Origin of the sequence: Natronorubrum sp. A-ect3 (assembly GCF_041821125.1) — an archaeon.
GTDB lineage: Archaea > Halobacteriota > Halobacteria > Halobacteriales > Natrialbaceae > Natronorubrum > Natronorubrum bangense.
In genome coordinates this window covers 96,636-118,611 of record NZ_JBGUBB010000001.1, presented here as the reverse complement: position 1 = coordinate 118,611, position 21,976 = coordinate 96,636, and the positions used below count along the sequence as shown (strand labels likewise).

Annotated in this window: 18 protein-coding genes; 7 read left to right on the top strand and 11 right to left on the bottom strand. The window is 59.9% G+C overall.

Going from position 1 to position 21,976, the window contains the following annotated elements:
• Nucleotides 1–84: 84 nt before the first annotated feature.
• Nucleotides 85–1,113, top strand: coding sequence for a lipid II:glycine glycyltransferase FemX (locus tag ACERJA_RS00545; RefSeq protein WP_373606421.1), 1,029 nt, complete (start codon nucleotides 85–87; stop codon nucleotides 1,111–1,113).
• Between the two features lie 12 nt (nucleotides 1,114–1,125).
• Here the strand turns inward: ACERJA_RS00545 and ACERJA_RS00540 are convergent, their stop codons facing one another.
• The 5 genes from ACERJA_RS00540 to ACERJA_RS00520 all read right to left on the bottom strand — a co-directional run bounded on the left by ACERJA_RS00540 (nucleotide 1,126) and on the right by ACERJA_RS00520 (nucleotide 8,119).
• Nucleotides 1,126–2,199, bottom strand: coding sequence for a hypothetical protein (locus ACERJA_RS00540; RefSeq protein ID WP_373606420.1), 1,074 nt, complete (start codon nucleotides 2,197–2,199; stop codon nucleotides 1,126–1,128).
• A gap of 155 nt (nucleotides 2,200–2,354) precedes the next feature.
• Nucleotides 2,355–4,145: a hypothetical protein gene (locus ACERJA_RS00535; protein WP_373606419.1), complete on the bottom strand. Its 1,791-nt coding sequence runs from the start codon at nucleotides 4,143–4,145 to the stop codon at nucleotides 2,355–2,357.
• Nucleotides 4,146–4,282: 137 nt separating this feature from the next.
• Nucleotides 4,283–5,773, bottom strand: coding sequence for a lipopolysaccharide biosynthesis protein (locus ACERJA_RS00530; RefSeq protein WP_373606418.1), 1,491 nt, complete (start codon nucleotides 5,771–5,773; stop codon nucleotides 4,283–4,285).
• A 53-nt stretch (nucleotides 5,774–5,826) separates the two neighbouring features.
• Nucleotides 5,827–6,972, bottom strand: a complete 1,146-nt coding sequence (locus tag ACERJA_RS00525) for a glycosyltransferase (protein ID WP_373606417.1) — start codon at nucleotides 6,970–6,972, stop codon at nucleotides 5,827–5,829.
• A gap of 94 nt (nucleotides 6,973–7,066) precedes the next feature.
• Nucleotides 7,067–8,119 carry a lipid II:glycine glycyltransferase FemX gene (locus ACERJA_RS00520; RefSeq protein WP_373606416.1) on the bottom strand — a complete coding sequence of 351 codons (1,053 nt, stop codon included), beginning with the start codon at nucleotides 8,117–8,119 and terminating at the stop codon, nucleotides 7,067–7,069.
• A 572-nt stretch (nucleotides 8,120–8,691) separates the two neighbouring features.
• Here ACERJA_RS00520 and wecB point away from each other — a divergent pair.
• From wecB to ACERJA_RS00505, 3 genes are read left to right on the top strand one after another with little or no spacing between them, the layout of a single operon-like run.
• A complete protein-coding gene (gene wecB, locus ACERJA_RS00515; protein WP_373606415.1) occupies nucleotides 8,692–9,804 on the top strand; it encodes a non-hydrolyzing UDP-N-acetylglucosamine 2-epimerase in 1,113 nt (370 codons plus the stop codon).
• Nucleotides 9,801–11,093, top strand: coding sequence for a nucleotide sugar dehydrogenase (locus ACERJA_RS00510; protein WP_373606414.1), 1,293 nt, complete (start codon nucleotides 9,801–9,803; stop codon nucleotides 11,091–11,093). The genes wecB and ACERJA_RS00510 overlap by 4 nt, the downstream gene beginning before the upstream one ends.
• Nucleotides 11,094–11,104: 11 nt before the next feature.
• Nucleotides 11,105–12,364 carry a glycosyltransferase family 4 protein gene (locus tag ACERJA_RS00505; protein WP_373606413.1) on the top strand — a complete coding sequence of 420 codons (1,260 nt, stop codon included), beginning with the start codon at nucleotides 11,105–11,107 and terminating at the stop codon, nucleotides 12,362–12,364.
• A gap of 93 nt (nucleotides 12,365–12,457) precedes the next feature.
• On the opposite strand, the gene ACERJA_RS00500 is transcribed toward ACERJA_RS00505, so the two are convergent.
• Genes ACERJA_RS00500 through ACERJA_RS00485 form a run of 4 tightly spaced genes read right to left on the bottom strand, consistent with a single transcriptional unit; the run spans nucleotide 12,458 to nucleotide 16,482 of the window.
• Nucleotides 12,458–13,390, bottom strand: a complete 933-nt coding sequence (locus ACERJA_RS00500; protein ID WP_373606411.1) for an NAD-dependent epimerase/dehydratase family protein — start codon at nucleotides 13,388–13,390, stop codon at nucleotides 12,458–12,460.
• Nucleotides 13,387–14,109 carry a glycosyltransferase family 2 protein gene (locus tag ACERJA_RS00495; RefSeq protein WP_373606410.1) on the bottom strand — a complete coding sequence of 241 codons (723 nt, stop codon included), beginning with the start codon at nucleotides 14,107–14,109 and terminating at the stop codon, nucleotides 13,387–13,389. Before ACERJA_RS00495 ends, ACERJA_RS00500 begins: the two co-directional genes overlap by 4 nt.
• Complete coding sequence (locus tag ACERJA_RS00490; RefSeq protein ID WP_373606409.1) at nucleotides 14,106–15,062, bottom strand: NAD-dependent epimerase/dehydratase family protein; 957 nt, start codon at nucleotides 15,060–15,062, stop codon at nucleotides 14,106–14,108. The genes ACERJA_RS00495 and ACERJA_RS00490 overlap by 4 nt, the downstream gene beginning before the upstream one ends.
• Complete coding sequence (locus ACERJA_RS00485; RefSeq protein ID WP_373606408.1) at nucleotides 15,055–16,482, bottom strand: nucleotide sugar dehydrogenase; 1,428 nt, start codon at nucleotides 16,480–16,482, stop codon at nucleotides 15,055–15,057. The genes ACERJA_RS00490 and ACERJA_RS00485 overlap by 8 nt, the downstream gene beginning before the upstream one ends.
• A gap of 495 nt (nucleotides 16,483–16,977) precedes the next feature.
• Here ACERJA_RS00485 and ACERJA_RS00480 point away from each other — a divergent pair, with 495 nt between their 5' ends.
• Nucleotides 16,978–17,256, top strand: a complete 279-nt coding sequence (locus ACERJA_RS00480) for a hypothetical protein (RefSeq protein ID WP_373606407.1) — start codon at nucleotides 16,978–16,980, stop codon at nucleotides 17,254–17,256.
• Between the two features lie 49 nt (nucleotides 17,257–17,305).
• Here the strand turns inward: ACERJA_RS00480 and ACERJA_RS00475 are convergent, their stop codons facing one another.
• Both ACERJA_RS00475 and ACERJA_RS00470 read right to left on the bottom strand, forming a co-directional pair.
• Complete coding sequence (locus tag ACERJA_RS00475; RefSeq protein WP_373606406.1) at nucleotides 17,306–18,226, bottom strand: NAD-dependent epimerase/dehydratase family protein; 921 nt, start codon at nucleotides 18,224–18,226, stop codon at nucleotides 17,306–17,308.
• Nucleotides 18,227–18,478: 252 nt separating this feature from the next.
• A complete protein-coding gene (locus tag ACERJA_RS00470) occupies nucleotides 18,479–19,381 on the bottom strand; it encodes a cell division protein ZapB (RefSeq protein WP_373606405.1) in 903 nt (300 codons plus the stop codon).
• Between the two features lie 375 nt (nucleotides 19,382–19,756).
• Between ACERJA_RS00470 and ACERJA_RS00465 the strand changes: the two genes are divergently transcribed.
• Complete coding sequence (locus tag ACERJA_RS00465) at nucleotides 19,757–20,788, top strand: DUF1616 domain-containing protein (protein ID WP_373606404.1); 1,032 nt, start codon at nucleotides 19,757–19,759, stop codon at nucleotides 20,786–20,788.
• A gap of 159 nt (nucleotides 20,789–20,947) precedes the next feature.
• On the top strand, nucleotides 20,948–21,634 hold the full coding sequence (locus ACERJA_RS00460; RefSeq protein ID WP_373606403.1) for a hypothetical protein: 687 nt from the start codon (nucleotides 20,948–20,950) through the stop codon (nucleotides 21,632–21,634).
• Nucleotides 21,635–21,976 lie beyond the last annotated feature (342 nt).

Here is a 21,976-nt window from a genome sequence, read left to right as displayed (position 1 = left end):
CGAACGGCGCTGCGTTACAGCAACGACGTCTTTCCCGTGTACCGGACCTACACCATTATGTCGGCGATCATCTTCGCACACTTCATGAGTATTCGGATCGTGCGAGCAGCGGGCGACGAACTCGAGCGGTGGGATTCGTACGTCGATCGATCCGTCCACGCGTCGCCGTTCCACCGCCGTCCGCTGCTTGACTCGCTCGCCAACCACTACGACCTGACGTGGCATCCGCTGGTCGGATACAAAGGCGAGGAACCGTTGGGATTGCTCCCGCTTTTCGAAACGAAAGAAGGACCGTTTACGACCGTCGCGTCACCCCCATCGAACACGGGGGTGGCGTATCTCGGACCGATACGGATCGCCGACAATGGGCGGAAACAGCGAAAGATAGAGAAAGAACAGCGGCGGTTCATCGACGGCGTCATCGACTGGATCGACACCGAAATCGATCCGGAACTCGTCCAGATTCGGTGCGTCGACGGTTTCACCGACGTTCGTCCGTTTCTCTGGAACGGGTTCGACGTGACACCGTCGTACACGTACATCGTCGACCTCGAGCGAGAGTCCGACGCGTTGCTCGCGTCGTTCTCGTCGGACGCCAGACGGAGTATTCGCCGCTCCGAAGAATTGGATATCGACATTGAGGTCGGCGGCCCGTCGGTTATCGAGCCGCTCAACGACCTGATTCGATCGCGACTCGAGGAGAAAGGGGTACGGTACGACCTCTCTGCGGATCTCCTCACGTCGATTTACGACGAACTCGGGAGCGAGCGCGTCCGGCCGTACGTCTGTCTGCACGACGGGGACGTCGTCGGCGGCACGCTCGTTCTTAAAGAAGGCGAGACACTGTACGGATGGGTGGGTGGGGCAACACCGACGACTGATCTCCCGATCAACGAAGCGGTCGACTGGCAGATCATGCAGGACGGGATCGAAGAAGGGCTCAGCCGCTACGATCTCCACGGTGCGATGGAGCAGGGCGTGACCGAGTACAAATCCAAGTTCGATCCCGTCGTGACTCCCTTGTTCGAGGTGACTCGGAAATCCGCCGGTGCGAAGGCAGCAGCCGGACTGATCGAACAGATGCCCGAGTCGATTCAATCGATCGTTCGATAGCGGTCGGACGGGTCACGCATCGAAGATCCCGATCGACCAGTGGTGGTTCCCGAACGCGCGTTGGAGACCGATATTGCCGTCGACCGCACATCGCCATCTGCCGTCGACGTACACCGGATCGATGTGGTGCATCTTGCCGGCGTTCCAGCCGAGTGGGGCGTCATCTGGCTCGAGGACGGGCGAGTACGGGTGTTCGTCGTCGTCGTACTCGGTGGGAGTGAGCGTCGTGACCTCGAACGCCCTGAGCTTCGAGCCGTACCGGGCAACGCAATCCTGTAAAAAGAGCAGTACCCGATCGTCGCCGACGATCGGCCGCCCACCCGGACGAGCCCCGCGTGGACGGTTCGAGACGACCGGGTTCTCACGATGTGGTGTCCAGTCGGTAGCGGTTAGCGCGTCGCTGTAGTAGGCATACAGCTCGCGGCCGTCGCCGCCGATCCCCCACCAGCGGTCGTCGAACCGAAACGCAACGAAATCGTTCAGGCGGTGTGTCGGCGAGACGAGCGTCGCTATTTCGGCCCACGAGTCGGGAAACGACGTCGCGCGGTACAGTTTGATGTCTCGTGGCTCCCCGTGGAGGTGGTCCCACCGATCCGGAATCATGTACTGCGTCCCGTCCCACTCGAAGACGTACGGGAAGGCGAGGTGTGTGTCCGTCCGGAGGACGACGTCGGTGAACGACCACGTACCGCCGGCATCCGTACTCGTCGCGTGGCCGATCACGGCGGGGGGATCGCGGTGTCTGTTCGAAATTTCGAAGAACAGATGCCAGACACCATCCTCGACGAACAGAAACGGATCGGCAACGAAATCCGCATCACCGTGTCCGGAGACGGCGTCGGCGGTCAGTACCGGATTCTCGACGTCGACTGCGGGACGCGGTGACAGCGGCTCGTGCGTCGAGAACGAGTGCGCGAACGGTGGAACTGTTTCTCCGCACGTCCCGTCGATGATCGCATCGTGTCCGTTCCCTGTGGGGGTGCGCTGTCTGGGTGGCAAGGGTCCACGAGTGATCGCCTCTCCGGCTTTCCACCGCAGGTCCTGAATCGGCGACTCAGGAGCCAGAAGCGACTGAATCGCTCTCATATGGACAACTGCAAGCGGCCTGCTGGCGTACAGTGGTGAACAACGATACCGGACAACCACGGCTGCTGCGTCGGGTTATAGTGTAAATCTTTCGACATACATGTGAGAACGAGGGCGAACATAATAAAACACAAGTGAGAACACAGCACACACCTCTACTCGGTTGTTGGTCGGACGATGTAGGTGTCGAACTCGCCGTTCGTATACACGTGATCAACCGTCGGATCGGACTCGAGTCGCTGGAACTCCGCGGGCGTATGACGCCAATGGTCGGGATAGTTCGGATACAGAGTCGGATTTTCGACTCGAGCGAGTTCTGTGACGAGGAGGTACGTGTCCTCGTCGTAGGCGTGGTGGGAACCGGCTCTCGTGTGTTCGTCGTAGCCGAAGTGGTCCGGCGGTGCCGTGTCCCGCTCTCTGAGCCCCCACGTCGATGCCGTCCCGTCCGAGAGGTAGTCGATGTGGCGGTGTTGCAAGACGCCGTGGTCCTGTGTCGGCATCGTGTCGTTCTCATTGGTGACGATCCAGTCCATCCCCTCGACCTCTCGCTCGGTCACCTGGAGATTTGCGGTGTCAGCAACCGGTGATGGAAAAAGCAGGATCACTGAGATGGAGACGAGAACCAGGAGGAACGTATACATCGAGAGCCGGAGCGCTTGTCTCGAGCGTGTGCTGGCACGCGATTGATACAGCAACAGGAATCCGACGCCGATGATGGCACCGCCTGCCAGCATGCCGTATCGGGTGAATCGAAGCGGGTCGAAAATGACGTCGATCAAAAACGCGACGGCACCGAGAGCGAAGGTGACGGTGAAAATCCCGGCAAACCACGCGACGTAGGTATCGATGGGTGCTCGTCGTCTGTAATGACTGTAGCCGAGGATGCCAAGAAATGCGACCGTCGCTGCGCCGATGAGCGCTTCCATACCGTACGTGGTGAATCCGGCTCGGAGCAGATCGACGACTGTCGGCGAGACCCGATCTGCAACGTCCGTTGCGTGTTCGAACTGGGAGGGGCCGCGGCCGAGAACGATCGAACTCGCGCTGAGAACGATCGTTTCGAACCGTGAATACCACGCGAACAACAGAACAAGCACGAGGAGACTGACTGTCACCGATGGCACGGCTTTGCGCTCCGAGACGAACCGAAGCGACCGCGGCAGCCCAGAGAGAACCTGTGCGATGGCGAACAGAGCGACGATGAGGAGCCCGGTCAGTGGGTGATAGAACACGAGCGCAGCCACCAAGACGACCATCACGACTTTCGACCAGACTGCAGCTCGTTCCTGCGCTTTCAGACAGTAGAGAAGGACGATCGGCACCAACAGAAAACTCATATTATACGGCGTAAAGTGCAGGTGTTCGAATCCGACAAACAGGAGTGAGACGAACGGAAGAATAACGATCCACTCACGCCGCGCCGGGAACAGATATCGGATCAGACAGTAGGTCCCCAGCAGAAACGCCAGTGAAAACAGCGGTGGAATCGTTTGCATGATCTTGATCGGTTCGATACCCGTGAGAAACGAGAGCGTCGCCGCAAGCAGGTGCAACATCGGATAGTAGTTGTCCGGCTGGAGAGCGTGATTGACCGTGATGTAATCGATGGAACCGGCGAACGTGAGCGTATCCGCCCGTCCCATAACGTACTGGTAGCGCATCGTCGGCAAAAACAAGAGCAGCCCGCTGGCAGCGACGATAAGCGCGTACCCCCGCTTCCAGTAGCCAGCGGGCTCCGACCGGAGCACATCCTCGAGAACGAGTAGCTGTCCGGCAACGATCGTCACGATGATCGAAACCCAAAATGCGACGGGGTAGGCAGTATAGATCGAAATCTCGTAGCCCGAAGCTGGTGGGGTTATCGCGACGACGACCGACGCATACGAAAGCAAGCCGATCGCGACGGCCAGCAGTAACTTCAGAGAGAGATTGCGATGTACGCTCATTCGGCCCGTGCTACCGGAGCATCCGTAATGACGGTTGGCATAGTAACGCTAGTTAGTGACGTTCGAACGGGAGAAATCACGGCTTTCCAGTGCCTGACAGACGGTTGCTGACAGGCGTCCGCTGCTCTCAGTACCGATCACGAAAATATCTTCACGACGCGGTCAGGGGTGCGCTCGCGCAGGTCGTCGATGTCGTCGTGATCGAGCGCACCGACTGCAAGCGCGGTCCCGACGTAGACGACGAATCCGGTGGGCGGCACGACAAGCAAAGAGAAGAGATTCGAGACGATGACAGCATCGAGCGGGTAGATGACGATTGTGGTAACGAGTGCCGCCGCGAGGATACGCCAAACCCGCAGATCGGACAGCGGTTCGAAGCCGATCCGGCGAGCACACCAGACGTGAAACACGAGCATCGAGCCGTATCCGATGCTCGTGGCGACCGCTGCACCGCGCATCCCATACAGCGGGATGAGGATGACGTTGAGTAGGAGATTGAGGGTGACCGCACCACCTGTTGCGTAGATGAGTGCTCGAAGCGCCCCTTTCCCCTGTCCGATCGCTAGAATTGGACGCGCGACCGAGTAGCCGACGACACCGACCAGGAGCAGTCGAAGCGGTGTGATCGATGCCTCGAAATCGGGGCCGTAGTAGAGTGGGACGAACGAGTCCGCAAGCACCGCGATGCCGACGCTCAACAGCATCGTGACGAGGAACACATACCGTGTCACAGTAGCGGACATCCTCGTGATTCGTTCCTGTCGATCACTCGACCACAGCTCAGACGAGGTGTGGAGCAGTGCAGTCTGGGCGGCGATGGGGACGACCCAGAGGAATTCGGCGACCACCAGCGCAGCCTGGTAGTAGCCGGCTTGGTCGCTTCCCGCGATCGGCTGGAGCAGTAGGATATCCGTATACAGAAGCGAATTCAACAGAAACATCAAGACGATCGTCTGGTTGTTGAAACCGAGGAGCGTTCGCCGCGGAAAATCAGACGGCGTCCGGTGGAAGACCGACGAGAGCGAAAGCGATCGAGAGAGCAGCATAAACGCGGCAACCGCAGTGAGAAACGCTGCGGCGATGTGCCCGATCAACACCCCGGCAACGCCGACGCCGGCGGCGGCGAGCCCAATCGCGACCGGCCAGAAGACGAACTTCTCTGCGATCATCAACGGTTCGGAGAGATGCTCGTTGCCAAGCCCCATCAACACGCTCCGCCCCACGGCCCGGAACTGTCTCGCGATGAGCAACAGCCCAACGAGATAGAAAAGCGTCGTGAACTGCGACCCAAGTATGGACGAAACGAGACCCGAATACGCCGCGAGCGCGACGACGATCGAACTCGGGACAACGAACAGGATCGCGACGCGAAAGTAGAACCCGAACACGTAGTTCTGCCAGTGTTCGCCCGCTCGATCCTCGGCGATATACTTTCGTACGCCGTCGAAAACACCACCGTTGACGAACACCCATGCGATGCCGAGAAACGAGAGCATAAACGCGTACTCGCCGTACTGGGCGCTTCCGAGGGTCCGAACCAACACCGGCGTTAGCGGAAACGCAAGAAGCATCACGACGACGTTCGCCCCCGCGATAGAGAGAACTGCACGGATGAGATTCCGAGCCATCTATTCGACGGTCGCCACGAAATGATATAGACTCACGGCTGGCTCATCCACTACTATGCCGTTTCAGCCGCCTGTTTGTGTCTTTGCCCCGGGAACAGCACACGCTCGTACTCGTCAGCGATTGTCGTCACCGAAAAATCACGGGAGCGCTCGCGAAGCAGCGACTTCGATGGCGGCGCTTGCAGCGTCGATACGATCGCTTTCGCCAGCTCCGACGGATCGTCCACCGGAACGAGTTCACCGTACGTTCCGTTCTCGAGGACTTCGATCGGGCCACTCGAGCATCTCGTCGAGACGACGGGACACCCACAGGCGAGCGCTTCGATCAGCGCGAGCGGGACCGCCTCTGTCCGAGACGGGAGCGCAAACACCGACGCCTGTCGCATGTACGGGTATGGGTTCGGTATCGTCCCGGGCATCGACACGACATCCTCGAGGCCGAGTCGGTCGACGTGTCGCTCGAGCGTCGGTCGCATCTCCCCATCGCCGAGCACTAGTAGTCGGGCGTCTTCGGTCTCTCGAACCCGTTTGAATGCGGTTATCAGCGACGTGAAGTTCTTCTGTGGGTCCAGTCGCCCGACACCGAGAACGACGGGCGGTGACCCATCGCCGAACCACGGGTGATCGATCGGCTCCCGTGATTGCTCGAGCAGCGACGGCGTGACCGTCGGCTGGTGGACGGTGGTGATCGAATCACTCGGAATGCCGAGTGACGCTACAGCGTCGCGTTTTACCTCCTCGGAGACGGCGATAACAGTGTCTGCCAGTCGATAGCAATGTCTCGTGAGTCGAGTCCACGTTCGATGGTGTCGGTCGCGCTGAGAGAGTTGGTGTGAAGTCATCGTCTGGATGCAGACGACCGTCCGTGCATCGATGCCGGCGACGCGGGTGGCAACCGCTGTGAGCGGGTTTGTGTGCGCCTGTGCCGCAAGCACGGCATCAGGCCGGACCGTTCGCAGGTGCCGTGTCAGCGAGGGTGCATACGAGAGCATTTCCGGACCCGGCACGCTAGCCGGCTGAAGTTCGACGACCCGGACGCTGTCGGGAACGGCAGTGAGCAGGTCTCCAGTCGCCCGCGTCAACACGAGTTCGACCCCGTATCCGCGGGCGTCGAACTCGGTGGCGAGATTTACGAACGCTCGACTAACGCCATCGATCTCGAGATCGGCGTTGACGATCGTTAGATTAGGTTTCGACATCTGCGATCACGGCTTGGCCGTTCTGACACAGCCGGACACAAAAGTCTACACCATGGTTCCACACGATTCGTGGAGGTTGGACACGAGAGTCATCTCAGTCGGTTGTTGTGTACCGCTGATAGAGTTGCCTCCCCGTACGAAACAGCGGCCACAACGCGCGTGAGTAGCCCTTTTCCCATGAGACGATCGGCACGACCTCACCGCCGAACTTTGCTTTGAATTTGAACAGTCCGTGACTGTAATCCGCCCGCGTTGCGCCGAAATCGTACGTTTCATAGCCGTTTTCGATTCCCCAGTTGATTGCACGCTCGTGAAGTAACTCCGAGGCGTCGTACTCGAAGTCCGATTCAGTCACACCAGAGAAAAAATAGTGCACGGCTGATTGCTCGTCGTCGAGTAGATACAGGAGCATCCCCCGGGTTTCGCCGTCGACCGAGAGTGAGAACAGTTTGAGCCGGTCGCGCATCTCGAGCAGTGCCAGAAAGAACGACCGTGGGTATGGTGTCTCCTCGAGTCGATCCATGACCGATCGATACCGGGTGTAGAACCGTTCCATCGTTTCCCGCGTCAGTTCCTCATCGATGACGTCCGCCGTCTCGGTGTCCGCGTTCTGAATCGCTCGGCGACGGGAGCTTTCCATGTCTTCGAGGATCGTCTCCCAGCCTTTCCGAAGGTCGACTTCGAACCGACAGCTTGCAACGGTCGGACGGTAGCCCAGTGTGTCGAACGTCGACTGATAGCGAACCGCTTCGGGATCGACTGGCTGAAAGAGATGGGTGATCACCTCCCGGTCACAGATTGCCTGGATTTGATCGAACAACAGCGTGAGCGACGCCTCTTCGTCGGTGGTAACCAGCGGCCCGCCGAACCCCGGCTCGATCGAGGTGAGGCGTCGAAACGGCGTGTTCCCGATCGGCGAGACCACGTTCGGAAAGATGCCGACGAGGTTGTCCTTTTTGTAGACGACGGCGTGTTTCGGTGTGTGTGTCGTCCCCACCTCGATGGCCTCGAGCCACTCGTAGCGGTGGAAGACGCTGCCATGGGGTGCCTGCTTGACGACGTGGTTCCACTGATTCCGATTGACGCTGTCGATCGTCTCGATATGCGCTGCACTGAGGTCTAACAGCTCCTGAGTACCGTGTCCCATTGTTCGCTCGCGTACCGAGGGGTCGATAAGGACGGTATTAGATACTCGCCCTGAACAGCGCCCTAACACGACACTTCCGCTCGATGAGTCCGATTCGATCTCGGTGAGTGCCGTGGTGCTCGAGGCCGGCCGACTCGAGAGTTACTGCCCACAACCATCGTCCGTGACGACTCGTCGACGCCGGCGGATCGGCTCGAGTTCCACGAATAAATCCACTGTTGGCTCCGTGCAACATCGGCTGAACCGGCTACAAACGGCTGCTGGCTGACGATGCTGTCCAAAGCAGGCACGCTGGTGATGTGTCGGATATAGTGGGGCTTCCGGATCGATTCACAGTTCAATAGTTCCATGCGGAGACTGTCTGACACGGTGATTTGTTCTCGGATCGGAACTGTACAGAACAACCAAAATGGGACTTTAAGCGGTCGGTGCGGAATATCACAGTACTCTACGGCGTTGATCCGATTGATCCTGAACCACTGGGGTTCACGACGGCGGGGGGCTCCGGATCGCGCCAATACGATCAATTATGGCCAACACACGTTCCGATCCACGAGCGGGGAGTGAGACAAATGAGTAACGAACAGGAGATTGCGATTGTCCTCGGGACACGGCCCGAGATCATCAAACTGGCACCGATCATCCGCGAGTGTGAGGCACAGTCGATTCCGTACACAGTCATCCACACCGGTCAACACTACTCCGACTCGTTGACGAGCGTCTTTTTCGAGGAGCTATCGCTCCCGAAACCGGAGTACGAACTTGCAGTCGGCTCCGGCACGCACGGCCAACAGACGGGGCAGATGATTATCGATATCGAGGCGGTGTTACTCGAGGAAGAGCCCGATGTCGTGCTCGTTCAGGGAGACACAAACTCCGTTCTCGCGGGTGCGATCGCGTGCTGTAAGCTCTCGATCGAGCTGGGCCACGTCGAAGCCGGTCTGCGAAGCCGCGATCGGTCGATGCCCGAAGAGCGAAACCGCGTGCTTGCCGATCACGCCTCGGAGTATCTGTTTGCACCCACGGCACAATCGAAGCGTTCGTTGCGTGAGGAAGGGATCGACGACGATCGAATACACGTCACCGGCAACACGGTCGTCGACGCAGTCAGACAGCACAAACGCGTGGCGATGGCGGAGACGTCGGTGTTCGACGACTACGATCTCACTCGCGGTGAGTACTGTCTACTCACGGCCCACCGGGCCGAGACAGTCGACGACGAGGATCGGTTTGCCTCGCTTCTCGAGGGCGTCGGTCGCGTCGCTGAGCGACTCGACCAGGACGTGCTCTATCCGATCCATCCACGGGCTGCAAACGCAGTCGCGGAGTTCGGATTCGAGATACCAGACCGTGTCCGAACGGTCGATCCGCTCGACTACATCGACTTCCTTGCACTCGAGAGTGGGGCGGCGCTGATCCTGACGGATTCGGGCGGTGTGCAGGAAGAAGCGTGTATTCTGGGCATCCCCTGTGTGACCCTGCGTGAGAATACGGAGCGACCGGAGACACTCACCGTCGGCGCGAACGTACTCGTTGGAACGGATCCACAGTCGATCTGTGACGGCGCTCGAGAGATGCTGGATCGCTCGCCGAACTGGGAAAACCCGTTCGGCGATGGCGACGCAGCGGCGCGGATCATCGATGTCATCCGTCAGCCGGAGACGCCCGCGAGGGTAGCAGGATGAGTAGCATTTGCGTCCACGGGCTCGGCTACATCGGGCTCCCGACGGCTGCGATGTTCGCCAATTACGGCCACGACGTCGTCGGGTTCGACGTCAACGATCAACTGGTCTCGGAACTCAACAGCGGCGAAATCCGGATCGATGAACCCGGCCTCAGAGCGTTCGTCAATCAGGCGCTTGATTCCAGCCAGCTGACGGTCGACGACGAGATTCCGTCGGCGGAATACCACATCATCTGCGTCCCGACGCCACTCGATGACGAGACCAAACGGGTGAACCTCTCGGCCGTCGAGGAGGCTGCGGCTGGCATCGCACCGACGCTCAGAACCGGCGATACCGTAATTCTCGAGTCGACGGTTCCACCCGGGACGACGGTCTCTACGGTCAAGCCAATCCTCGAGCGCTCAGGGCACAGTGCTGGCGAAGACGTCGCCCTCGTTCACTGTCCCGAGACGGTTATGCCGGGCAACATTATCACAGAACTCACGGAGAACGAACGGATCATCGGGGGCGTCAACGGTGTCTCGACGGCGGCGGCCGTTCGCCTCTACGAGTCGTTCGTCGAAAGCGAGATCAGAACGATGGTCGATGCGACGACGGCCGAGTTCGTCAAGCTGATTCAGAACACCTACAGGGACGCGAACATCGCGCTGGCAAATGAGATTGCCAAGCTGGCAGCCGACTACGGTGTCGATTCCCGCGAGGCGATTCAGCTGGCGAACACACATCCACGGGTCGACATCCACCAACCGGGACCGGGCGTTGGGGGACACTGTCTGCCGATCGATCCGTGGTTTCTCGGTCACGACTCGAACAAGGTTGATCTGATCGCGCACGCGCGAGAAGTCAACGACGGCATGGCGGGATACATCGTCGATCTCCTCGAGGGAGCGTTGGGGTCGGTTACCGAGCAGAAGATCGCGATTCTGGGTGTCGCATACAAAGGCGGTGTCAGCGATACACGGATGAGCCCGGGACTGCACCTCGCCGAGGAACTCCAGGATCGAGCGCTGAACGAGCCGGCGGTCGAAGCACGAACAGACGGTGACAGCCCGGTTCAGGTTTCGTTGCATGATCCACAGGTAACGGATCAAACGCTCGCACTCGAGACGCTCGAGGAAGCGGTGCTGGATGCCGATGCGATCGTCGTGACGACCGACCACTCGGAGTACGAGTCGCTCGATCCGTCGAGTATCGCACAGAAGATGTCTGGGAACGTCGTCGTCGACACCAGAGCAGTGCTCGACGAAGCCGATTGGGAGGCGGCCGACCTCGCCCCCATCAGAGTGTGATCTGAGAGTTTATGAAACGAGTCGCAGTCATCTCACAGAACTTCCCACCGGACAGCTTAGGAAACGCTTCACGGATACACGACAACACGAAACACCTCGCAGACGACGACTGGGAGGTGACAGTCCTCGCTCCGCCGCCGACGTTTCCGTTCGGGTCGTTCGACCGAACGTGGCGTCGCTCGTGGACCGACGAGCGAGACGGGATGACCGTCCATCGACTCTGGACGTGGCAGCCAACGACGGAGGATCCGGGACTCATCAGTCGGCTGCTGTACTACGTCATCTTTCCGTTGCATGCCTTGCTGTGGCTGACCCTCAACTACCGATCGTTCGACGTGGTCTGGCTCTCCTCACCACCGGTGTTCGTCGGTCTTGCCGGGCTCCCGTTTGCGCTGCTCGACCGAAAACCACTCGTGGTCGACGTCCGTGACCTGTGGATCGATAGCGCCATCGAACTCGACTTCATCGAGGCCGGCGGCGCCTTCGAACGCCTCAGCAGAATTTATGAACGCTATCTCCTCGAGGCAGCTGACCGAATCACCGTCACGACAGCCATGCTCGGCTCGCGGCTGGTCGCCCGCTACGGAATCGACGACACAACGGTTCACCACATCCCGAACGGCGTCGATGCCCATCGGTACACGCCGACCGCTGCCGAGACTGCGGACCCAAAAACCATCGTCTACACCGGAAACGTCGGTCACGCACAGGACCTCGAGTCGTGCATTCGAGCAATGGCCCGCCTCGAGCGAGATGACGTCGTTCTCCGAATCGTCGGCGACGGCGATCGAATGCCGGCGCTCGAGCGACTCGTCGAAGCGGAGGGGTTACAAGACGTTGTCGAGTTCGTCGGGTTAGTTCCACGAGAGTCCGTCCCTGGCTTCATCGAAGACGCCGAGATCGGTCTCGCACCGATCAAAGCCGACGAGGCGTTGGCGTACGCTGTCCCGACGAAATCGTTCGAGTATATGGCAAGTGGGGTTCCCGTCATCGCGACGGGTATCGGTGAAATCGAGTCGCTGATCGGGGCATCCAACGCCGGCACGGTCGTTGACACCGATCCGGACGCAATCGCGGCGGCGATGGAGCGCCTTCTCGACGATCCAACCGAACGGGACCGACTCGGCACGAACGGCCGGCAACACATCGTCGAGCACTACGATCGCGCCGTCATCGCTCGCAAACTCGGGGCGGTCCTCGAGACCGCTGCCGAGGGGGAGTTCGACACGTCGTCGCGGTCCTCTCGAGCGGTGCCGGCCGACGCCGAGTAGCGGCGCTCGAGTGTTGTGCTGTTTTGCTGTCGTTCCAGTGCAGTTTTTAAAAGATGGGGCGAACACCGAGCCTGTTCGACGGGAGGTCCGTGACTACTCGAGGAGGGTTCGTAACCCCTCCTCGAGACCGATCTCGGGGGAGTAATCGAGCAGGCGGGACGCTTTGGAGAGATCCGCTCGGCTGTGTCGAACGTCGCCCGGGCGGCTATCGACGTACTCGATCTCGGAGTCGGCGTCGGTCAGCTCTCGGATCGTCTCGGCGAGTTCGGTGATCGTCACGCTGGTTCCCGTGCCGACGTTGAACGCTTCGCCAGTTGCCTCGGTCGTCGCCGCCGCGATGTTGGCCCGGACCACGTCGTCGACGTGGACAAAATCGCGCGTCTGTTGTCCATCGCCGTCGACCGTGATCGGCTCGTCGGCAGTGGCCTGTTCAAGGAAAATCGTGATGACGCCGCTGTAGTCGCCACCGGTCTGCCCCGGCCCGTAAACGTTGAAATACCGTAGCGAAACAGTCGGGAGGTCGTAGAGGTCGTTGTACAGTTGCGTATACCGGTCGGCGGTCAGTTTCTCGAGGCCGTACGGCGACGACGGGTTCAAGGCTGCGTCTTCGGCGACCGGCACCGTCTCCGGTGTGCCGTAGATTGCGGTGCTCGAGGCCGTGACGACCCGAGCATCTTCCGCTCGCGCGGCCTCGAGCACGGAGAGCGTTCCATCGACGTTTCTCGAGTGGCTCTCGAGTGGGGCATCGATGGAACGGCTGACGCTCGGATTCGCGGCCTCGTGGAAGACGATATCCGCGCTGTCGAGCGCCTTGGCGACCGGTGTCGACGTTCGAACGTCACCTTCAATGAGCGTTGCCTCGTCCGGAACATTTCGAGCCGTTCCTGTCGACAGGTCGTCTAAGACACGGACATCGTTATCCGGAGCGAGGGTCGCAGCGAGTCGACTCCCGATGAACCCCGCCCCGCCCGTAATGGCGATCGTTCGTCCCGTCAAGGAGTGTGCTGGTGTGTCTGCCCCCATCATCGTCGGACGAACTGTTTCAACGCAGAGGTCTCTCCGGATCGGTCCCGCCAGGTCACGCTGGGGTACAGGAATTTGAGCCCGTCGTAGTACCCCAGGTTCGACTCCTCGTTCGCGTAGATACACGAGACGGGGACTTCATCGAATCCAGCGCCGAGGGCGTCGAACGCCAGAATCTCTTCGACACCGATCCGGAAGTCATCGGAGAACGACCGGTACGGCGTTTGCGCGAGCATGGCTGCGTCCATCGCCCGGTACCCACACGGGGGGTCCGTGACGCGGTGGCCGAGTCGGGCGCTCGTCGTGAGGGCGACGACCCGATTGCCAAACCGTCGGTCGAACGGCATCGTCTCCCGAAACGACGGGTCCGCGAACCGATTGCCAAGTACGTACTGACAGTCGGGCGCCTGCAAGGCGCGATGAAACCGGCGAAGTTCCGCCGGATCGTGTTGGCCGTCGGCGTCGAGGCGGAATATCAGGTCGACGTCGAGCTCGAGTGCGCGTTCGTACCCCCGTTTTATTGCGCCGCCGTAGTCACGGTTTCGCTCGTTCGAGAGCAGTGTCGCGTCGGTGGCTTCGACGCGAGCGGCGGTGTGGTCAGTCGAGCAGTCATCGACGACAATCGTGTGATCGACGAGTCCAGTCGCTTCGACCCGCTCGAGGACGTCCTGGATGTGGGCTTGCTCGTTGTACGCGGGGATAACAGCTGCAGTCTCCGTCATTGAGATGCCCTCGAAGACTCCTGGGTCTGCCGGTCGAAGTAGTCGATCGTTCGCTCGATGCCTTCTCTAATCGAGGTTTCCGGTTCGTAGCCTAATTTTGACTCTGCCCGAGAAACATCGGCACAGCGCTGCTCGATGACGTACGGGCGGGGATGTTCGACGTGGACGACTTCAGCCCCGTCGACCGCGTCGGCAACCGCCATCGCGAGCGATCGAATCTTGGTCTCGCGTCCGGTCCCGATGTTGAACGTCTCGTCTCGTCCGTCGGGACCTAGCGCGGCAACGGTACATGCGACGGCGTCGTCGATGAACGTGAAGTCCCGCGTCTGATGTCCGTGGCCGTGCACTTCGATTCGCTCGCCGGAGAGCGCCCGATCGATGAAAATCGGAACGACGTACCCGTACGGCGAACTGTCCTGTCTCGGCCCGTACACGTTGAAGTACCGAACGATTGTGTAGTCGAGATCGTGGCTCGAGGCGTACGCGCGAACGAACCGTTCACTGGTCAGTTTGGCGACGGCGTAGTTCGTCTCCGGAGCAAGCAGGTCGTCCTCGTGGTATGGAACGTCCGGGGCATCGCCGTACACTTCGGAGGTCGAGGCGAACAGCACTCGGTCGACGTCCGCGTGAGCGGCTGCCTCGAGAACGTTCCGAGTGCCGTCGATATTCACCTGTAACACCCCAAGCGGGTTCTGGAGGGTTCGCTGGACGCCCATCATAGCCGCCATGTGAACAACGACGTCCTGGCCGTCGACCGCAGCCCGAACCGCAGCGGCGTCACACACGTCGGCATCGATGAGGCGGTCAGATGGCAGGAAAGAGAGGTGCCGTTTGCTGCCCACGGAGAAGTCATCGAGAACGGTGACGTCGTGTTCCGTGGCGAGCTGTTGGGCGACGTGGCTGCCGATGAAGCCGGCCCCCCCGGTAATCAGTATCCGTTTGTCGTCACTCATGATTTTCCCCCCGGTCGGTGACGACCCCATCAGCTGGCGTCTCGCCCGTGGGCTCGCCAAGCCGTTGTCGTCCGGTCAAGCCAGCATCGAGCTCGATCGGTCGGTGCAGGTCACTGTCGGCGACGGCTGCCGGATCGAACAGCCGTTGTGGGTCGATCAGGATCGGGTTGGGTGCCATCGCTGCGGCCAACGCGTCCGGATTGAACTCCCGGAACGAATCGTGTGGCGTTCCAACAACGAGAACGTCCGCGTTACGCACCGCCGTTATCGGTGTGGATCCGTTCGTGATGCCACTGTCCTCGATTTCCTTGTCAGCGGGGTACTGGCTATCGTACACCTCAACGGTGGTGTTTTGCGCCTGTAGGCGCGACACGAGTTCGACAGCGGCACTGTTCCGAAGATCGCTGACGTTCGGTTTGTACGTCACGCCGAGCACCGAGACGACCGCGGAGGAAGGGCGTTTGCCGACAGCGGTGAGCGACTGACGGATTGTCTCGAGATATCGAGCCGGCATCGAATCGTTGACCTCACGCGCAACCGGCACCAACTCCAGCCTTTCGCCCTGTTCCTCGACAGCCGACAAAAAGTAGTGTGGGTCGACTGGGAGACAGTGTCCTCCCACGCCAAGCCCCGGCTCGTACTGATCGAAGTTCCACTTCGTCGCTGCTGCATCGAGGACCTCCGACACGTCGATACCGATCGTTTCCATCGCGGTGGCGAGTTCGTTGACCAGTGCGATGTTGACGTCGCGTTGGATGTTTTCGATGAGTTTTGTCGTCTCGGCAACCTCGAGCGACGAGACCGGCTTCGTGTCGTCGGCAACGTCCTCGTACAACGCCACGGTGACATCGCGCCACAGGTCGGTGATCGACCCGACGACCCGCGTCGCTCGCTCGGATCGGTCGTTTCCGGGACTGTACCGCTCCGGAACGTGCGACACCCCGAAGTCGGTGCCTGCCTCGAGTCCCGAGCGCTCGAGTTCGGGGATCACATCGTGTTGGGTACATCCCGGGTAGATGGTACTCTGAATCACGACCAGATTGTCTTTCTCGAGGACACGCGAGACGTCACGGGAGGCCGCTCGAACGTACGAGAGATCGGGTGTGTCGTCGTCCAAAAGCGGTGTGGCAACACTGATAATGTATGTGTCGGCGTTGGAAGCGTCCGATATCGCTGTCGTTACTTCACAGGTCCCTTCGTCGATGTATGTGTCCAACGCCGTCGTTTCGAACGGTGCATCTCCGTTTCGAATGGACTCGATTAGTTCTGTATTGGTGTCAACGCCGGTTACGGGGTACGACGATTGGCTGAACGCTACGGCAGAGTTGTAGCCGACGAACCCAAGCCCGACGCAAGCAATCTGCATCGACGCTCCGGAGCGCGTGGTTCGGTCGGCATCGATCGAATCCGTGCGTTTCATTCTGACTGCCCTCGCCGTCGCAGAGCGGTCGTGACCACGCTCGCGTACCCTACGGACGGGCGTTTTGTAGTTGTGCTCGGTACGGAACGCGCGGGAGCTTCTGCCGGACACACGCAGGCGGCTGGTTCGGAACACCTGTTCCAGCCACTCGAAAATTTATTCTGTTTGAGTGTTGCTCGTGTATATTTTCCCGCCATTTCAACCGGTTGTACCGGCGTCTCGCTCAAAAAGGGCTAATACTGTTACACCGTTTCCTCTGAACTATAACATATAGTATTAGTGATATTTGCATCAGGTCGGGCTGCCCACACTGTTTTACTCAGTAAACGATGGTTTCGATCGAGTGGATCATCGACACGCGTAGCAACAATGGTGCAGAACCAAAGTGGTGTTTCGGAAACCAGCTACTGCCGGCGTATCCAACAACGGCGGTTTCGGCTCGCCGCTGCAGCGGTACTACGGTTTTACGGTCCTGCTCGGAATGAGGGTTGATCGATGGCTACTGAACGTCGGCTGCAACTCGTCTATGGGCAGGTCCTCTGGATGCTTGCGATAACCTTTGTACTCTCGGCACTCGAGGCTCTCTCCATCGACGTGTTCGTGACGGCGTCGCTCGTCGGATTCCTTCTGTGTATGGAGCTGACAGCCCCCGCATACGCACGTCCGGAGTGGCGACGGCGACTCTGGTGGGCACTTCTGTTCGGACTGATCGGCTTCGCAGTCATCATCACACGGCGGATTCTGCTCACGGCACCCGTCGACGTCGTAATTTAACGACTGGTGGTTCACCCCACTCGTGTTCACGAGAGCCGGTGTTGGAACGTCAGTCGGTGTACTGTGCACACACTCGTTCGATACCGTCGCGAAAGTCGATTTCGGGCACCCACCCCGTTTCAGCCTCCATTTTCGACGGATCAGCGACAGTGTCGTGGACGTAGACGTCGTCCGGGATCGGATTCTCGACGTACGTCGGTTCGACGTCGGTGCCGAGTTCGTCGTTGAGCAGCTTGACGACCGTGTTGAACTCGTACTGCTCACCGGTCCCGAGGTTGTAGACGCCGTCGATACGAGCGTCCGCTGCGAACTCGAGGCCACGAATGATGTCGTCGACGTGCGTGAAATCGCGGGACTGGGTTCCATCGCCGTACAGTTTCGGCGACCGTCCATGGGCAATATCATCGGCGAACTGTGCGACGATGTTCGCGTACTTCCCTTTATGATCTTCTGCGCCACCGTACCCCTGGTACACCGAAAAAAACCGCATTCCCGCGACCTGCATCCCGTAATGCGTCGAAAAGTACTCCCCATAGCGTTCTCGAGCGAGTTTCGACGCTTCGTACCCGGTGCTGGCCGTCGGTGATAGCTCTTCAGGCGACGGTTCCGTTCGACTCCCGTATATCGATGACGTCGACGCGTAGACGACCGTCTCACACCCGTTCGCACGGGCCTGTTCGACGACGTTGGTAAATCCCTCGACGTTGACCCGGACACCGCGACAGACTGCCTCTTCGTGCATCGCATACGACGACAGCGCTGCGAGGTGAAACACGACGTCCACGTCCGTCGGGAGATCCGACTCGAGAACGCTCGCCTCAACGAACTCAACAGCAGGTGAAAGGTGCTTGGGCGTTCCCAAATAGCAGTCGTCGAGGGCGATGACGTCGTTATCGGTGGCGAGTTCGTTCGCGAGGTTCGATCCAATAAAACCAGCCCCACCCGTCACGAGGACGCGTTGGTCGTGCATACTCACCCCCCACACCCCTGTGTCCGAAAAACGGCTATTTCTGTTGAACCGGGAAACAGGCTACTGCCCGTCATCTATGGGATGTTTCCTCACGAAACAGTCACCGGCGACGAACGCCATGGCCATCGGACGGCTCCACATCGCAGTGACGCTCGTTTCATACGGACTGCTGTTCGTCAGACCACCTTGCGAGTGTTCTAGAACATCGGTCCAGCAGACCGCATCAGTCGTTACCGAGCGATCACTGGAGCACTACGGCGTGTCGTCCGCACGCACCCACCGATAGACCGCAAGCCAGTCCGCATTGTCGGCGTGTGGGGTGACCTCGAGTGAGACTGGGCGCTCGAGCCCGACAGCGAGACCGACGGCGAGAAACGAGGTGATCGGGTGATCGAATCGGTCGACATCACCGAGTGCACTGTCCGAAATCTCGACGGCGATACGACCACGTCCATCGCTAACTGTCGTGGCTAACTCGACACGCCGTGCGAGTTCGAACTGTTCGACAACAGCGTCTGCGAGTCGTGTCGCGAGGGTCGACGGCGCGTCCGAGAGCGCGGTCGGAGCTGTCCGCTCGAATTCTTGAGCGAGTTCCGCCCCAGTCGGGATGAGCGTGACACCGTGTTCGAGACTGGTCGGAACAGGCGAATCGTCGTCTCCGTCAGGATCCTCGTATTCGGAATCTGCAGGAATAAAAAGAGACACACCGCCGTCATCGTCCGGGACGTAGACGGGAACACCACTGAGGTCCTGTTCGGCAGCGAGCGTGGTCCTGGTGTCCGCAACGGCGGTATATATCCGGTCACAAACCGTTGCTGGGAGAAATCGGTCGCGTGTGAGGGAGTACGTCAGCACGCCACCGAACAGTCCGGTTGCGGCGATGGCAAACAGGAGAGTTCGTGTCTCGGGAAAGACGATCCCCCCCAGTCCCGAGAGTGTGCCGAGAAACAGCAGGCTCCATCCCGACTGGCGGTGCCAGGTTCGGTGCGTATGCGTCGCACGAAGTCGCTCGTTCGCGTCGCGAAGTTGCCTGTTTTCTTCAGCCAACCGTTCGGCGCGAGCCGAGAGTTCGGCACGATCCATATCGTCGATTTCGACTGCCGTGTCATCCGTCTCCTGGAAGCGACCGTCTCCACTGAGATTGTTCGTATTCATCGGTGGTAAGGGAACAACTGCAGCGATTCACACATTGGTCGCGCAGTCGCCGTGTGATGGTCTCTGTAGTGCCGTTCGCCGGCGACGAAACCCCTATCCCACAAACTATGCTCGTCCATACCATTGCGGTAGGCTGAAGGGTCGTTTGAACCCCGTGGTCGTAACAGCACACAGTATCAGATTATTTGACTTGGTGCAAGGTGCTTTACCAGCCCACTGTCGGTCAATAGTTGATTGCTCGGCGCTGTAGTCGACAGGCGACAGACCAATATGACCACCGATTGCTCGAGGACGCCCAAGTGCATGGCGTGGACACGACAACAGCGGTGAATGATGGCCTGCCAACTTTACCGATCGAACGCGTGACGAAACCTGATGTTCGCAGAACGCTCGTCTCGGTTCGCTCGCCTCCATGATGTTCCTCTCGACCTCGCCGTCGTCCTTACAGTGACGGGACTTGTTACCGTCGCTGTCGTCGAACCGACCGACTACCTATCCTCGCTTCGTGTTCCGTTCGGTTTCCTCTTCGTGTTTTTCGTCCCCGGCTACGTGTTCATCGCTACACTGTTTCCCGAAGCTGGCCGATCAGTCGTCACGGCCAGCGACGACCCGGACACACCATCGTCCCCATCCCGAAAGCGGATCGATGCACTCGAGCGTGTCGTGCTTTCGTTCGGGTCGAGCGTCGCGATCGTCCCTGGGCTTGCCCTGTTGTTGAACTATACCTCGTGGGGGGTCCGGACAGAATCGGTGCTGCTCACCGCGGTGGCGTTCACGGTGTTTCTGACGGGGACAGCGCTCGTCCGACGGCTTCGTTTGCCCGAGGCGGAACGATACCAACCTACCGGACCCGGATTGCTGACAGCGGTCCGAACCGAACTCTTCGATTCGGCTGACAGGGCGGAAGTCGCACTCACCGTGTTACTCGTTGTGGCACTCGTGCTCGCCGCTGGCGGTGTTGGCTATTCGGTGACCACGCCCGCCGACGGGGAGGAGTTTTCCGCAGTGTATCTGCTGAACGAGGACGCAGACGGCGAGCCGATCGCGGACGGGTATGCAACTGCGCTCGAAGCGGGCGAGAGTGGGGAGTTGATGGTCGGAATCGACAACAACGAGCACAAACAGACGAACTATACAGTTGTTGTCGCCGAACAGGCGCTCGAGTCGACTGACGGAGAGCTGCGGGTTATCGATCAACAGGAGATTGACCGGTTCGAACCACAACTCAATCACGGCGAAACGTGGCGACAGGAACAGACGATTGAGCCATCGGTTGTCGACGCGCCTGTTCGAATCGTGTGGCTGGTCTATCTCGACGGGGCCGTGCCGGACGAACCATCGACCGAGAACGCGGCGTATCATGTCCATGTGTGGGTCGACGGCGACGAAGCCGACGGGACTCCCTAATCACCGAGTACGCCACGAGATATGACCCACGGTGGCTTTCGGGACGGTCGGTCAACTGTGGGTCGCGGATGGTGTCCAGCGGGCGATCCGGCGTTACACGTGATTACCATCGTGTTTCGATCCCGATAAATTATATACGTGATCCTCACAGGAGGCGGCATGTATCGACGCACTATGCTCGTGGCCAGCGGGCCTGTACTCGCGGGGATGGGTGGTTCCTCTCGGCGGGCCCTCGCCGAGGCCCAGACGGAAGCTGACGACGACCCGACGGCGTCAGCGTCGCTCGAATTCGCTGGCGACGGCGTTACAGTGACCGACGAATTCGAGGTCGAGAGCGGGCCAGCGGTTCTCGAGGTGACACACGACGGCGAGGGCGAGTTTTTTGTTCAAGCCGTCTCCCGCGACGGTGGACAAACACAGTCGCTGCTCACGCAGTTCGGCCCGTTCGATGGCACTACTGGCACGTTCCTCGAGGAGGGAACGTATGCGATCTACGTCGACGCCGACGGGGAGTGGGAGTTACAGCTGTCCCAGCCGGACGTCGACGACGACGAAGCGGAGACGCCGCCGATTTCGGTTACGAACTCCGGCCCAGGATGGCTAGGACCGATTCTGTTCGACGACACAACACTGGTTGGCGGAGCACACGACGGTGACGGGAGTTTTCGCGTGCGTGTGATCCCACAGGATGCGGACGCGAGCGACTACGTGTGGGACGGCGGCGAGCTCGTGTTTCACGCCCTCGGCGAGTTCCGCGGCGCAACGTCGGTGCACGTCGACGGGATCGGCTACATCGACGTCACAGTCGACAACGAACAGGCGGAGTGGGCGATCGAACTCGAGTGACAGTCGATTACGTCCGTTGCTGACGCAATAATTCGACATAAAAGACGCGTCAAAACACGTTTTCCGTGGGCAAGCATCACCCTCTCCCGTTCTGGCTCTCGTGGCAATCTGACGTCTCAGGGTCGATGACGGGTCCGTTCGGAAGCGACCGGAAGTCGGATCCATCAGAATCAGGACACGATAACAAGGGTATAACTCAGTTGAAACAATTGGGAACGGGGACAGTGGACCCGACTGCGTGAGCCCTGCTGTTGCTTAACTGCTGTCTCGGAACGGGTGAGAGTTACTCAGTATTTTAAAAAGCAGATCACAGTAGCAGTGTGGAGAATATGCTCGATCTAT

Coding starts and splice junctions, on each gene's coding strand:
- ACERJA_RS00460 (WP_373606403.1), top strand. CDS start 20,948: ATGTATCGACGCACTATGCTCGTGGCCAGCGGGCCTGTACTCGCGGGG.
- ACERJA_RS00510 (WP_373606414.1), top strand. CDS start 9,801: ATGAGTAGCATTTGCGTCCACGGGCTCGGCTACATCGGGCTCCCGACG.
- ACERJA_RS00525 (WP_373606417.1), bottom strand. CDS start 6,972: ATGTCGAAACCTAATCTAACGATCGTCAACGCCGATCTCGAGATCGAT.
- ACERJA_RS00500 (WP_373606411.1), bottom strand. CDS start 13,390: ATGATGGGGGCAGACACACCAGCACACTCCTTGACGGGACGAACGATC.
- ACERJA_RS00480 (WP_373606407.1), top strand. CDS start 16,978: ATGGCTACTGAACGTCGGCTGCAACTCGTCTATGGGCAGGTCCTCTGG.
- ACERJA_RS00540 (WP_373606420.1), bottom strand. CDS start 2,199: ATGAGAGCGATTCAGTCGCTTCTGGCTCCTGAGTCGCCGATTCAGGAC.
- ACERJA_RS00470 (WP_373606405.1), bottom strand. CDS start 19,381: ATGAATACGAACAATCTCAGTGGAGACGGTCGCTTCCAGGAGACGGAT.
- ACERJA_RS00490 (WP_373606409.1), bottom strand. CDS start 15,062: ATGAGTGACGACAAACGGATACTGATTACCGGGGGGGCCGGCTTCATC.
- ACERJA_RS00495 (WP_373606410.1), bottom strand. CDS start 14,109: ATGACGGAGACTGCAGCTGTTATCCCCGCGTACAACGAGCAAGCCCAC.
- ACERJA_RS00545 (WP_373606421.1), top strand. CDS start 85: ATGAGTATTCGGATCGTGCGAGCAGCGGGCGACGAACTCGAGCGGTGG.
- ACERJA_RS00485 (WP_373606408.1), bottom strand. CDS start 16,482: ATGAAACGCACGGATTCGATCGATGCCGACCGAACCACGCGCTCCGGA.
- ACERJA_RS00465 (WP_373606404.1), top strand. CDS start 19,757: ATGTTCGCAGAACGCTCGTCTCGGTTCGCTCGCCTCCATGATGTTCCT.
- ACERJA_RS00520 (WP_373606416.1), bottom strand. CDS start 8,119: ATGGGACACGGTACTCAGGAGCTGTTAGACCTCAGTGCAGCGCATATC.
- ACERJA_RS00475 (WP_373606406.1), bottom strand. CDS start 18,226: ATGCACGACCAACGCGTCCTCGTGACGGGTGGGGCTGGTTTTATTGGA.
- wecB (WP_373606415.1), top strand. CDS start 8,692: ATGAGTAACGAACAGGAGATTGCGATTGTCCTCGGGACACGGCCCGAG.
- ACERJA_RS00535 (WP_373606419.1), bottom strand. CDS start 4,145: ATGAGCGTACATCGCAATCTCTCTCTGAAGTTACTGCTGGCCGTCGCG.
- ACERJA_RS00530 (WP_373606418.1), bottom strand. CDS start 5,773: ATGGCTCGGAATCTCATCCGTGCAGTTCTCTCTATCGCGGGGGCGAAC.
- ACERJA_RS00505 (WP_373606413.1), top strand. CDS start 11,105: ATGAAACGAGTCGCAGTCATCTCACAGAACTTCCCACCGGACAGCTTA.